This is a genomic window from Guyparkeria sp. SB14A, from assembly GCF_005096345.1.
Lineage (GTDB): Bacteria > Pseudomonadota > Gammaproteobacteria > Halothiobacillales > Halothiobacillaceae > Guyparkeria > Guyparkeria hydrothermalis.
This window is the reverse complement of the sequence record NZ_SWAW01000006.1, coordinates 1-12,207: the sequence shown is the minus strand read 5'-3', so window position 1 is coordinate 12,207 and position 12,207 is coordinate 1. Positions and strand designations below refer to the sequence as shown.

General features: G+C 65.5%; 11 protein-coding genes. 4 read left to right on the top strand and 7 right to left on the bottom strand.

Going from position 1 to position 12,207, the window contains the following annotated elements; translation table 11 throughout:
- Positions 1-69: 69 nt before the first annotated feature.
- On the bottom strand, positions 70-1,131 hold the full coding sequence (locus FAZ79_RS03945; RefSeq protein ID WP_136866685.1) for a Fe(3+) ABC transporter substrate-binding protein: 1,062 nt from the start codon (positions 1,129-1,131) through the stop codon (positions 70-72).
- A gap of 163 nt (positions 1,132-1,294) precedes the next feature.
- Positions 1,295-2,221 (bottom strand): LysR family transcriptional regulator, encoded by a 927-nt coding sequence (locus FAZ79_RS03940; RefSeq protein WP_136866684.1) that lies wholly within the window; start codon positions 2,219-2,221, stop codon positions 1,295-1,297.
- Positions 2,222-2,647: 426 nt separating this feature from the next.
- On the opposite strand from FAZ79_RS03940, the gene FAZ79_RS03935 reads away from it, so the two are divergent.
- From FAZ79_RS03935 to FAZ79_RS03920, 4 genes are all read left to right on the top strand, one after another.
- A complete protein-coding gene (locus FAZ79_RS03935) occupies positions 2,648-3,202 on the top strand; it encodes a cytochrome b (RefSeq protein WP_136866683.1) in 555 nt (184 codons plus the stop codon).
- A 35-nt stretch (positions 3,203-3,237) separates the two neighbouring features.
- Positions 3,238-3,828, top strand: coding sequence for a YceI family protein (locus FAZ79_RS03930; protein WP_136866682.1), 591 nt, complete (start codon positions 3,238-3,240; stop codon positions 3,826-3,828).
- A 191-nt stretch (positions 3,829-4,019) separates the two neighbouring features.
- Positions 4,020-4,799 carry a PhzF family phenazine biosynthesis protein gene (locus FAZ79_RS03925; protein WP_136866681.1) on the top strand — a complete coding sequence of 260 codons (780 nt, stop codon included), beginning with the start codon at positions 4,020-4,022 and terminating at the stop codon, positions 4,797-4,799.
- A gap of 1,159 nt (positions 4,800-5,958) precedes the next feature.
- Positions 5,959-7,053 carry an ADP-ribosylglycohydrolase family protein gene (locus FAZ79_RS03920; RefSeq protein ID WP_136866680.1) on the top strand — a complete coding sequence of 365 codons (1,095 nt, stop codon included), beginning with the start codon at positions 5,959-5,961 and terminating at the stop codon, positions 7,051-7,053.
- 861 nt (positions 7,054-7,914) lie between these two features.
- Here FAZ79_RS03920 and FAZ79_RS03915 read toward each other — a convergent pair.
- From FAZ79_RS03915 to FAZ79_RS03895, 5 genes are all read right to left on the bottom strand, one after another.
- Complete coding sequence (locus FAZ79_RS03915; RefSeq protein ID WP_136866679.1) at positions 7,915-10,164, bottom strand: TonB-dependent receptor; 2,250 nt, start codon at positions 10,162-10,164, stop codon at positions 7,915-7,917.
- 128 nt (positions 10,165-10,292) lie between these two features.
- Positions 10,293-10,475, bottom strand: coding sequence for a hemin uptake protein HemP (locus FAZ79_RS03910; RefSeq protein WP_125199421.1), 183 nt, complete (start codon positions 10,473-10,475; stop codon positions 10,293-10,295).
- Entirely contained in the window at positions 10,472-10,885 is a 414-nt protein-coding gene (locus FAZ79_RS03905; RefSeq protein ID WP_136866678.1) for a biopolymer transporter ExbD, read from the bottom strand. The genes FAZ79_RS03910 and FAZ79_RS03905 overlap by 4 nt, the downstream gene beginning before the upstream one ends.
- A 3-nt stretch (positions 10,886-10,888) precedes the next feature.
- Positions 10,889-11,626, bottom strand: coding sequence for a MotA/TolQ/ExbB proton channel family protein (locus FAZ79_RS03900; protein WP_136866677.1), 738 nt, complete (start codon positions 11,624-11,626; stop codon positions 10,889-10,891).
- A gap of 96 nt (positions 11,627-11,722) precedes the next feature.
- The coding region (locus tag FAZ79_RS03895) for an energy transducer TonB (protein ID WP_247709486.1) at positions 11,723-12,207 on the bottom strand (485 nt) is incomplete at its 5' end.

The window sequence follows — 12,207 nt, the reverse complement described above, 5'->3', positions numbered from 1 at the left end:
CAGACAAGCCGCCCGCCCCTGTCGGGACGGCCGGCTTGTCGATCAGGACGTGGGGTTGTGGGTCCTGGCTTACTGCCATCCGGCCCGGTCCATGAGTTTCACGGCGGCCGGGTTGAGCTCACCCAGCTTGGAGAGGTTCAGGTCGTCGGCCTTGAACTCGCCCCACTGGGCCAGCGTCTCGGCGGCCGGCACGCCCGGGCGGACCGGGAACTCATTGTTGACCTGGGCGTACCACTCCTGGGAGGCCTCGGTGGTCAGGAACTCGAGCAGCTGCGTGACCGCCTCGGTCTTGTCGCTCGCCGCGACCATGCCGGCGCCGGAGACGTTGACGTGCGCGCCGCGGTCGTCCTGGTTCGGCCAGACCAGCCGCACGGCGTCGGCCGCTTCGCGGTCGGTGTCGCTGCCGTTCTGCATGGCGCCGTAGTAGTAGGTGTTCGCCACGGCGATGTCGCACTCGCCGGCGGCCACGGCGCGGATCTGGTCACGATCGCCGCCCTGCGGCTTGCGTGCCATGTTCGCGACCAGGCCCTTGGCCCATTCCTCGGTCCACTCCTCGCCGTGCTCGGCGATCAGGGAGGCGACCAGCGACTGGTTGTAGACGTTGTCCGACGAACGGATGCAGATCTTGCCCTTGAACTTCGGGTCGGCCAGATCGGCGTAGCTGGTGATCGCGCCTTCCTCGACGTTCTCCTTGTGGGTGAATATCACGCGGGCACGCTGCGACAGACCGAACCACTGGTTGTCGACGTCGCGCAGGTTGGCCGGGATGCGATCGGTCAGCGTCGCCGAGTCGATCGCCTGGAACACGCCGGCCTCCTTGGCGCGCTGCAGGTTGCCGGCATCGACGGTGATCAGCAGGTCGGCCGGGGTATTGCGACCTTCGCTTTCCAGGCGGGAGAGCAGGGCGCCGGCCTTGGCGGTCAGCAATTGCACCTCGATGCCGGTCTCGTCGGTGAACCGATCCAGCAGCGGCGCGATCAGGTCTTCCTTGCGCGCTGAGTAGACGTTCAGGGTGGTTGCGCCCTGGTCGGCGGTGGTGTCGCCGTTCTGCTCGGCGTTGTCGCTGCAACCGGCGAGACCGAGTCCAGCGGTGGCGAGGGCCAGGGCGGCCAACGGGAAAATTCGGGACATGATCGAGACCTCTTGGCTCTTGAAAAGGCGAATTTGGTGGTGTTTTTCGATCGAAAGCCGGGCCACGATAGCCAAGCTTTTTTCGGCTGTCAAATGAGAATCATTCCCAGTCCAACTTCGATTGGTATCCGAGTTCCCCGCTCGGGCTTCGCGTCAGGTTGCCTCACCCGCGCGTGATCGGCAGGTGGTGATCCCAGTAGGGCTCGCCGGCAAACCGCTGGGCGAGGAAATCGATGAAGGCCCGTACCCGCGCCGACAGGTGGCGCGTCTGCGGGTAGACTGCGTAGGCGCCGATTTCCGGCCAGGGTACGTCGGTGAGGATCGGGACCAGCTGTCCCTCGGCGATTGCCCGATGCAGCAGGAAGGTGGGTTCGATCACGATGCCGGCACCGCGAATGGCCGCCTCGCGCAGGAAATCGCCGTTGTTCACCCGCAGCCGCCGTCGGCCGTGCACCGGCTGCCAGCGCCCCTGCGCGTTGGTGTAGCCCCAGACCTGGGTCTCGGGCACGTTGCTGTAGATCAGGCAATCGTGATCGGCGAGATCCGCCGGGTGGCGCGGGGTGCCGTGACGGGCGAGGTAGTCGGGGCTGGCCACGGCGAGGTTGCGGATCGGCGCAAGCCGGCGGGCCATCAGGGTGGAGTCCGGCAGGCTGGCCAGTCGGATCCCGAGGTCGTAGCCGTCGGCGACCAGGTCGACCTCGTCGTCGTCCAGGTTGAGGTCGAAGCTCACCCCGGAGTGGGCGGCCATGAAAGCGGTGATCGCCGGTTGCAGGTGCATCAGGCCGAACGACAGCGGCGCGGCGATGCGCAGCACGCCCGAGAGCTCGCCGTGCTCGCGGGTGACCGCCTCCTCGGCCTGGTCGAGATCGGCCAGCAGGCGGGTGGCGCGGTGGTAGAAGTCCTCGCCCGACGGGGTCAGCGCCAGGTGACGGGTGGTGCGGTGCACCAGCTCCACGCCGAGGTGGTTCTCCAGTTCCCGCAGACGCCGGCTCACCGCCGACTTGGCGATGCCCAGCCGATCGGCCGCCGCGCTGATCGAGCCGGCGTCGGCGATGCTGATGAAGTTCGCCAGTGCGGCAAAGCGGTCCATGGACACCTCAAAAACCTATTGTGCCGCCCGATTGCGGCGTCGCCTGCGGATTCGGAACATCCTTGTCCCTCACTGGCGCAAGCCAGGCTTGCGTCCGGCATGGCATCCCGGCCATGTCGTCACTCGCTCCTCTCGATTCGCCTGGAGCGAATCGAAGCGCACGCAGTGCGCTCGAAGAGTGCAGGCCATGGACGGCCTGCATCCGCCTATCTTCTTGATATGTCTCGTCGCTCGCTGCGCGGCTCCTTGCACTCGCGCGGCTCATGACGATTTTTCGAGGAGCCCCAGTGTCGTTCTCGTTTCGGCAACAGTGTTTTTCGAGATTAGTGATTTAAAAACACCCGCGCAACGGCCATGCTCCGTTCACCAGACGAATCGCCGGGTTGGACCGGCTGTGAATGATCAAGGCGGGTGAAGGAAGCAGGCATGCAGTGGCGCAACAGGGAAACGGGATACGGCCTCGTCGCCATCGGCCTTCACTGGCTGGTGGCCGTTGCCGTGATCGGCCTATTCGCGCTGGGCTGGTGGATGGTGGAGCTGACCTACTACGACCCCTGGTACCGTCAGGCCCCGGCCATCCACAAGGCGACCGGCGTGCTGCTGTTCCTGGTGCTGACCGCCCGATTGCTCTGGCGGTGGCTCAACCCGTCCCCGCGTCCGCTCGGCAAGCCGTGGGAGCGGCGGGCCGCGAGCGTGGTGCATGGGGCGTTTTACCTGTTGCTGTTCGCCCTGATGATCGCCGGCTACCTGATTTCCACCGCCGACGGCAGCGCGATCGACGTGTTCGGGCTGTTCTCGGTGCCCGCCACCATCAGCGACCTGCCCGACCAGGAAGACATCGCCGGCGACGTGCACCGCTGGCTGGCCTGGACCGTGATCGGCCTGGCCGCGCTGCACGCGCTGGCGGCCTTCAAACACCACCTGTTCGACCGGGACGACACCCTGCGCCGGATGCTCCGGCCCGCCACGTCCCGGCGCTGAAACCAACTGACCTACTAGATAGAAGGAGACGACCCATGCTCACCCGACGCCTTTCCGCCGCCCTGCTGGCCGGCGCCATCGCCGCGCCCGTCTCGGCGCTTCCCATCACCGCCCAGGCGGCCGAGTACGTCATCGACACCGAGGGGCAGCACGCCTTTATCGAGTGGCGCATCAACCACCTTGGCTTTTCCTGGCTGTACGGCCGCTTCAACGACTTCGAGGGCAGCTTCGAGTACGAGGACGGTGCCATCGAGGATGCCAGCGTCGAGGTGACCATCGACATGGCCAGCCTTGATTCGAACCACGCCGAGCGCGACAAGCACTTGCGCGAGGCCGATTTCTTCCACGTGAAGGAGTACCCCGAGGCGACGTTCAAGAGCACCGGCATCGAGTCGACCGACGACGGCTTTGTCATCACCGGTGATCTGACCATGCGCGGCGTGACCAAGGAGATCGAGATCGAGGCCGAGAAGATCGGCGAGGGCGAAGACCCCTGGGGCGGCTACCGCGCCGGTTTCCACGGCACCACTACGCTGACGCTCAAGGACTTCGGTATCGACTACGACTTGGGCCCGGCGGCGACCACGGCTGAAGTGACGTTGTCGGTGGAGGGTGTTCGCCAGTAAGCCGATACCTTGCGGGTCCGTCCGGCCCGCCCATTGCTCCACACCCCGGCAGACTTGTCGGGGTGTTTTTTTGCGGGGCCGGTCATGCCGATCCGGCCTGGCATCGATCAACCCTGTCGAACAGGGGCGCTGCTGATTGGGCCGTTTCGGCCGGTTACCATCGAGGTTGACGTTGTAGAGGAAGATCACCAATGAAACTGACGCAATACCAGGTCGATGCCTTTGCCACGCGCGCCTTCGAAGGCAACCCGGCCGCCGTGTGCCCGCTCGAGCGCTGGCTTGACGATGACCTGCTCCAGGCCATCGCCGAAGAGAACAACCTCTCCGAAACGGCCTTCTTCGTCCCCAACGAGACCGGGTTCGACCTGCGCTGGTTCACCCCCACCCGGGAAGTCGACCTTTGCGGCCACGCCACGCTCGCCGCTGCCCACGTCATCTTCGAGTCGATCGGTCACGACGAGTCGGTGATCACCTTCGCCAGCCGCAGCGGCCCGTTGTTCGTGAGACGGGAAGGCAAGGCCCTGAAACTGGACTTTCCCGCCTGCCCGCCGACACCTCGAGATATCCCGGACCTGCTGGTTCGCGGGCTCGGTGCGCAGCCGCTCGAGGTGCTCGCCGGTGACGATTACGTGGTCGTGTTCGATTCGGAAGCGACCATCCGAACCCTGTCACCCGACCAGGCCCTGCTCGGCCAGCTCGACCGGCGCGGCGTGATCGTGACCGCGCCGGGTGACGAGGCGGACTTCGTCAGTCGGTTCTTCGCGCCGAAGCTCGGTATCCCGGAAGATCCGGTCACTGGCTCGGCCCATTGCCAACTTGCGCCGTACTGGGCCGACAGGCTGGGCAAGGAGAGGTTGTCCGCCAGGCAGGTTTCCAGGCGGGGTGGCAATCTCAGTTGTGAGGTGGTGGGTGATCGGGTGCGGTTGGCTGGTGGGGCGGTGACGGTCATGGTGGCGGAGGTCACTTTCTGAGTCACAGAAAAGGGATCTGACCACTTTACCCGGACCCCTTGTTGTCCGTGGCTGGCTGGCGAAGGCCTGACGAAAGCGCCAACTTGAGTCTCCGTGCACTCGCAATACGGACCATGCGAAGGGTCCTACTACGTTCTGCTATCGTTCAACCTGCCCCGCTTGGCCAAGCCGGTGATGCACTAGGCAGACAGCCACGTTGGGCGGGTTGGTCCCGAATCGAATTTATAGGGATGTGTAGTAACAATGACCACAATGAGATCCTGTGCCGTACTGGTGGCTTTGCTAACGGCAACAACACTCCCGGTGTCCGCTGAGAGTCGCCACAACGTCCTTTATGGAGCGGGAGAGGTCACTTGCAACGAATATATTGCCGACAAAAGTGCTGACGAACACGAGGGCCATAAACAGTGGGCTTTCGGCTTCATTTCTGGGGTTGCGCGAATAATCGACTTACACTCAACCGCCGAGATTGGGATTCTGATAAGCGTTACGGATTACTGTGAGAAGCATCCTGATCATCGCTTAGTACATGCCGCCGACAAAGTAGCGCTGGAGCTTTTAGAGCTTCATAACAAAGAGCAGAAATAGATCCAAGAATGTGACTCCAATAAAGGGGGCAGAACCCTTTAAAAGACGCTTCTGTGATTTCGCACGCTTTCAACGCATGTGCCGCTTACCAAACCGCTTTGGCAGGCGCGCGAGACACTTTCTCTTGCTTGCCCAAGAGAAAGTGCCCAAAGAGAAGGGCACCCCTCGCCTTGGCCCTGCGGGCTTCCCTCCCGTCCGGGGCACCGCGGACGGGTCGGTTCGACACGACGTCCTGTCGCGGCGAACCTCGGCGCCACGTCCATGTGGCGCCGACCCTGCGGCACCCCGGCCGCTCGGCAAGGGCGAAGGGGACAGTCGAACCTGATAACTCGGTGCCATGAATAACTTGCTTGGTGCGGCTTATGGCGGGGCACGCGCCGTTGGCGCGTTTAGAAAAGACCCTCGCGCGTTGGGCACGGCGATAGCTCATGGTCACTCCATGCAACCGGCGTGCGAAACAATTCTCCCCCGGTATGCCGCCCCTATCGGCTGATAGATGTCCTCCCGAGTGCCGACTACGCTTGTAAGCGATAACCGGAGACGTCTTTACCGAATCACCGTCGGAGGCCCCATGACCAATCGCGACGATATCCAGAACCGGGCCGCCGGCGCGATCATGGGGGCCTTCATCGGCGATGCCCTGGGGCTGGGGCCGCACTGGTACTACAACCTCGACGAGTTGCGTCGGGACTACGGCGACTGGATCGACGATTACACCGACCCCAAGCCCGGTCGATACCACGAGGGCCTCAAGGCAGGCCAGTTCTCCCAGGCGGGGATCATCCTCGACTTGATGCTGTGTTCGCTGGTGGAGGCGGATGGTTACGACGAAGCCGATTTCTGTCGGCGTCTGGATGACGACCTCTTCCCAATGCTCGATGGCACCCCGGCCTCTGGTCCCGGCGGTTACACTAGCCAGTCCATCCGCGATGCCTGGCGAAATCGTGTCGAGCACGGCCTGCCCTGGGGTGAAGTCGGTGGTCACGCCGACACCACCGAGGCCATCGAGCGCACGCTCGCCATCGCCGTGCGTTATGCATTCGAGCCCCAAAAACTGGCTGGCGCCATTACGGACAACACCGTACTCACTCAGGTGGACGAAACGGTGGTCTCCATGACCGTGGCGTACGGTGCGCTGCTGGGCCTGCTGGTGCAGGGGCACCGCCTGGATACGGGGATCTCCGACAAGCTGATGGCCTTGGTGAAACGTGGCGATTTGCCGTTTCATGCCGTCACCAGCGATGACCTGCAGCCGCCCCAGCCGGGGCAGCCGGACCCGCCCCGGGCCGGTCGTTTCGCCTCGCCCGATGCCCTGCTGACACCGTCCTTCATCGCAGCAGCGGCTGCCGATCCCGGGGTACGCATCGAGCCGCCCTGGAAAGTCTCCCTGGTGTACGGCATGCCGTGCGCCATTTATCACCAGCTTCCGGCGGCCTACTACCTCTCGGCAAAGTTTGCCGACGATTTCGAGGCGGCGGTATTGCATGCGGTCAATGGCGGTGGCCAGAACATGGCCCGGGCGATGCTGACCGGGGCGCTTACCGGGGCACAGGTGGGCTTGAGCGGAATCCCGCAGCGGTTTATCGACGGATTGGAAAACGCCGGCGAGTTACAGCAGCGGGCCGAGCAAGTGGCCTCGGCCGTGGCAGCCGAAGCTCTCCCATGATGGCTTTTCACGCCAACGCGCGATGAACCTGAACAAGGGGGCAGAAGCATTCAGACGCTTCTGTGATTTCGCACGCCTTCAACGCAAGTGCTGACTACCAAACAGCATTGGCAGGCGCGCGAGTCGGTTTTCTTGCTTGTTCAAGAAAACCGACGAAAAGAAGGACACCCCGACGCCTTGGCCCTGAGGGCCTGATCGCTGCCGCGATCAGCCTCGCGAACGGGCAATCGCGGACGGGTCGGTTCGACGCGACGTCGTGTCGCGGCGAACCTCGGGCCGCCGTCCCTGGCGGCCCGACCCTGCGATTCCCCGCCCGCGAGGCAAGGCGTAAGGGGGGCTCCCCCTTCGATCCATGTAATGCATGGACTTCAACGGCGCACATGCCTTCGGTTTCCGGTGGAATGAACGCTCTGCAGCCGGCATGGCGGTTAACGAAGGTATTTGCCCCTAGGGCTTGCCTCACGGCCGGCGGGTGGCCGGGGTCGGAGCGACATGGACGTCGCTCCGAGGCTCAGCGCGACACGATGTCGCGTCGAGCCGGCCCCGAGACATTCGCCGGTCGTGAGGCTTCGAGGTCGGACGCCGTCCGGCCTCGAAGGCCCGAAGGGCCAAGCCGTGGGGTGTCCTTCTTTTCGCCTCTTTTCTTGGACAAGCAAGAAAAGGGGCTCGCGCGCCGGGCACGGCGGTGGACCAAGGCCACTCCGCGCAACAGGCGGGCGAAACCCTCCGCGTCGGCTCGAGAGATCGGGATCGTTGGCTCGAGCCCGGTCTATAACGAAACGCCGCCTCCAAAAAACAAAACCCCCGGCAAGATCACCCTTGCCGGGGGTTTTTGGTCTCGCGTCTAACGACGTCCTTCAATCAGAAGTCGAACTGCGCCCCGACCATCACGGTGCGCGGCTTGCCCACGCGGAAGCCGGCCGGCCGGATCGCGGCGACGTAGGTCTCGTCGGTGAGGTTTTCCACCTCGGCGAACAGCTTGGCGTGCTTGGTCAGCCGGTAGTTCGCGGAGAGATCGAAGATGGTGCGGGCATCGACCTTCTCGTCCGCCGGGATCGAGCCGCTGCCGGCCACGGCGCGGGTCTCGCCGACGTAGTTGGCCGTGGCGTGGACGCCGAAGCGCTCACCCACCACGCCCGCGGACACCGAGAGCTGGTGCTCGGGGGTGTTGGGCAGTTCGTCGCCCTGGTTCACGTCGCCCCAGGCGCCGTAGTCCGAGTCGAAGCTGTTCTGGAACTCGGTGTCGGTCCAGGTGTAGGCCACGCGCAGCGGCAGGTTGACGGCCCAGTCGCGCCCGGCGGCCAGGTCGTAGAGGGCAAGCGCCTCTAGCCCACGGACCTGCGCCTCGCCACCGTCGAAGGTGTCGCCGATGTCACAGCCGCCTCCGGTCGAGGCGGTGCACTGGCCGACCAGGTTCTCGTAGTCGTTGAGAAAGCCGATCAGTTCGGACTGGAACGCGCCGTTCTGGTAGCGCACCCCGGCTTCCCAGTTGATGGCTTCTTCCTCGTCGGCCTCGCCCACGCCGGTGGGCGCAAAGCCCTTGTAGATGCCGCCGAGCAGCTGCCAGTTCTCGTTGACGTCGAAGGTCGCGCCTAGGCCCGGGATCAGGACGTTGTAGTCGGCGGACTCGTCGTTGCGCGAGATCGTGCTGCGATCGGCGTCGGCATAGCGGGTGCGGTCGATGGAGATCGACTCGTAGCGCAGCCCCGGCGTGACGGCCAGGCGGCCGAAGTCCATGCGGTCCTGGACGAAGGCGGCGATCGTCTTCGCCTCGGTGACGCGGTTACCGGCATCGCCCAGCGCGCCGCGGTCGGTCAGCACCAGCGAGCCGTCGACCATGTCGTACTCGTCCTGCCACTGGAAGCGGTCGATCTCGTCCTCGTGGTAGCGCAGGCCGAATTTCAGGTGATGGTCGATGTCGCCGGTGGTGACGTGCCAGTTGGCGCGCGACTCGATGCCCTGTGAGACGTACTCGCGGTTGTTGGCCTTGATGGTGCCGCGCAGGTCGTCGCTGTTCGCACCGGTGATCCAGCTCATCTCGCCCGCGTAGGCATCCGGGTCGGCGAGGATGCCGGAGATGCCGTTGCCATCGACGCTGGCGAGCTTGTACCAGTTGCGGTGGAACTCGTTGCGATACAGCGTGGTGGTGACGTCGAGATCCGGATTGACCTCGATGAAGTGGCGCAGCTGGTATTGCGTGTGCTTGGTGTTCATCTCGTCGATCGCCGACCCGGCGTAGCGACGGTACGGCGTGGCCTCGTAGTCCTCACGGGTCAGGCCGAGATAGGTCTCATCGATGGTCTTGTCGTCGCGGGCGAGCTTGAGCTCCAGTTCCTGGTAGCGCTCGGCGCTGGCCGGGCTGTTGAGACGGAACTTGCCCAGGTAGTTCTGGATCTCGTAGCCCGGCTGGTCGGTGCCACGTTGCGGGGTGTCGAGATCACGGAAGCCGTCGGTGGTGTCCTGGTAGGTCTCGAGTAGGTAGCCGAAGGTCTCTTCGCTGTCGCCGTACCAGGCGTGTAGGCGGCGGCCGTCGCGCTCGCCGGCGGAGACCCGCACGCGCCCCTGCGCCTCGCCCGGGATCGGGGTGGAGGTCATGTTGAGTGCGCCGCCGATGGTATAGGGGCCGTACTCGATCGACGAGGAGCCCTTGCGCACCTCGACCGAGTCCATGCGCGCGATATTGGGGAAGTAGTAGGCGGCCGGCGCGGCGTAGGGCGCCGGGGCGATCATCACGCCGTCCTCCATCACCGTGATGCGGCTGTTGCGGTCCTGGTTCGCGCCGCGGATGGAGATGTTGGGGAACAGGCCGTGGCCTTCCTCCTCGGTGACGTAGACGCCGGGCACCTCGCGCAGGACCTTCATCGGGTCGTTGCCGGGGATGGTTTCCAGGGTCTCGTGATCGAGCACGTGCGCCGAGCCGGCGACGTCGCGGATCGCCGCCGAACCGCCAACGATCGAGATGCGGTCGAGCACCGGGCTGGCCGTGACCGGCACGGCCTGGGTGGAGTCCTGGTTCGAGTCCTGGGTGCTCTCTTGAGCGAAGGCGGGCGCGCTCAGTGCCGTGGCGATGGCGGCGGCCAGCGCCCCACGCTGAGTGGGTCGGAAGGTCATGTCAGCTCTCCTGTCGTGTCGTTGTTATGCCGGTAGGAACCGGCCGATTGGCAGTGCTGGCTGGCTTGACCTCCCGACCGGCTGGGGCAGGGGGTCTGGCTGGCTTGCGGGTTAGGGTCTTCCCTCGATTACTTGGTGAGAATCAGCTTGTTGGCGGCGGTGACTCGCAGTTGATAGCGCTGGCCGTCGTGGCAGATCCAGCATTGGCCGTCGCGCGAGATCAGCTCGCGGCTTTCGATGCAGTGGCCTTGCGCTCCGATCCGTTCGGCGCCCGTCGCCTTGGGTTTGTCCTGGTTGCTGGGCTTGCTCATGGCGTTTCCGGCTCCGAGACGAAACCCAGGCGTTCGATGCCCGCGGTCTTTACCGAGGCCATCGCGCGGGCGACCAGCCGGTAGGGCACGGACTCGTCGGCGCGCAGGTAGACGACCAGCTCGTCGTTATCGCGGCGGGCCTGGATCAGCACGCTCTTCAGGCGGTCTTGCGAGACGGGCTTGTCGTCGAGGTAGAGCTGGCCCTGGCTGTCGAGCGAGAGGGTGACCGCCTCGGGGTCCTCGTCCTGGCGTTCGCTGCTCGCCTTGGGCAGGTCGAGGGTGACCGAGTGGGTGATCACCGGTGCGGCGACGATGAAGACCACCAGCAGGACCAGCATCACGTCGACCAGCGGGATGACGTTCATCTCCGCCATCGGCTCGTCGTGATCGTCGAGTCGACCGAATGCCATGGCTCAGACCTCCGCCGGCCGGCTGGCGGATCTCGTCGACGGTTGCGCGGACGACTGGCGACGCGGCGCTGCCCACTCGGCCAGGTCCGGGTCGTTCATCAGCAGCGAGTGCACGTCATGGGCCGCGGCATCCAGGGTCTGCCGGTAGAGCCGATGGCTGCGGTTGAACAGGTTGAAGAACAGCACCGCCGGGATCGCCGCGGCGAGGCCGGCGGCGGTGGCCACCAGCGCCTCGCCCAGCGGGCCGGCAACCAGGCCCATCGACACGCTCTTGGCCGAGGACAGGTCGATCAGGGCGCCGTAGATACCCCAGACCGTGCCGAACAGGCCGACGAACGGGGCCAGGGAGCCGACCGTGGCGAACAGCAGCTGGCCGGCCTGAAGCCGGGTTTCCTGTCGGTCGAGTGCCTGGCGGATGCCGCGGATCAGGGCCTCGTCGAGGCGTTGGCGGGCCTGGGCATCGCCGTCGAGCGGGCCGCGATAATCGCGCACCGCTTGCAGCCCGGCCCGGGCGAGGGCGGCGGTGGGGTCGTCGCGGCCGGCGAGGCGGGGCTCGAGCTCGGCTGCCCGGTGGCTGCGCGCGATGGCGTCCATGCTGTCGCGCGTCGTGCGTCGACGCTGGATCAGGGCGAACAGCTTGGCGGCGGCAACCGCCCAGGTGGCGAGCGACATGATCAGCAGGGTGAGGAACACCCCGACAAGGACGCCGTCGCCGTGATCGAAGACAAGAAAGAGATCCATCGGACAAGCCCCAGGTTGATTCGGTAGCTGGCTAACCAGCGGCATGATAATCAAGATAAAGCGAAATGCAAACTGTTCGCACTCGCGAAAAGGTTGTTACCGCAGCGTGAATTGCAGCGGCACGATCACCTCGCCTCGCACCGGTTCGCCGCCGCGCGTCGCCGGGTCGAAACGCCACTTGGCGACGGCCTCCTTGGCCGCGCGGTCGAGCCGCTCGTGGCCGCTGGACTGCACGACCGACCAGGTGACCGGTTTGCCCTCGCGATCGACCACGACGCGCAGGCGTACCTCCCCCTCTTCGCGCAAGCGCTGCGAAGCGCGTGGGTAGGCCGGCGGCGGGTTGTCGAGGTAGCCGGCCGAAAAGCCCGGCTCGGTGGTCGGCGCGTCGCTTTCGGCACTGGCCTGGGCCGCCGTCGCCTCGTCGGCGGCGGTATCCGTCGCGGCCTCCGAGACGCGCTCGGGCGATTCGTCGGCCTCGATCGCCGGCTCCGGCTCCGGCTCTGGCTCTGGCTCTGGCTCTGGCTCTGGCTCTGGCTCTGGCTCTGGCTCCGGCTCCGGCTCTGGCTCCGGCGCCGGCTCTG

Excerpts from the sequence above, each read along its gene's own strand:
- FAZ79_RS03900 (WP_136866677.1), bottom strand. The coding sequence starts at position 11,626 with ATGGATCTCTTTCTTGTCTTCGATCACGGCGACGGCGTCCTTGTCGGG.
- FAZ79_RS03915 (WP_136866679.1), bottom strand. The coding sequence starts at position 10,164 with ATGACCTTCCGACCCACTCAGCGTGGGGCGCTGGCCGCCGCCATCGCC.
- FAZ79_RS03935 (WP_136866683.1), top strand. The coding sequence starts at position 2,648 with ATGCAGTGGCGCAACAGGGAAACGGGATACGGCCTCGTCGCCATCGGC.
- FAZ79_RS03905 (WP_136866678.1), bottom strand. The coding sequence starts at position 10,885 with ATGGCATTCGGTCGACTCGACGATCACGACGAGCCGATGGCGGAGATG.
- FAZ79_RS03910 (WP_125199421.1), bottom strand. The coding sequence starts at position 10,475 with ATGAGCAAGCCCAGCAACCAGGACAAACCCAAGGCGACGGGCGCCGAA.
- FAZ79_RS03940 (WP_136866684.1), bottom strand. The coding sequence starts at position 2,221 with ATGGACCGCTTTGCCGCACTGGCGAACTTCATCAGCATCGCCGACGCC.
- FAZ79_RS03945 (WP_136866685.1), bottom strand. The coding sequence starts at position 1,131 with ATGTCCCGAATTTTCCCGTTGGCCGCCCTGGCCCTCGCCACCGCTGGA.
- FAZ79_RS03925 (WP_136866681.1), top strand. The coding sequence starts at position 4,020 with ATGAAACTGACGCAATACCAGGTCGATGCCTTTGCCACGCGCGCCTTC.
- FAZ79_RS03930 (WP_136866682.1), top strand. The coding sequence starts at position 3,238 with ATGCTCACCCGACGCCTTTCCGCCGCCCTGCTGGCCGGCGCCATCGCC.
- FAZ79_RS03920 (WP_136866680.1), top strand. The coding sequence starts at position 5,959 with ATGACCAATCGCGACGATATCCAGAACCGGGCCGCCGGCGCGATCATG.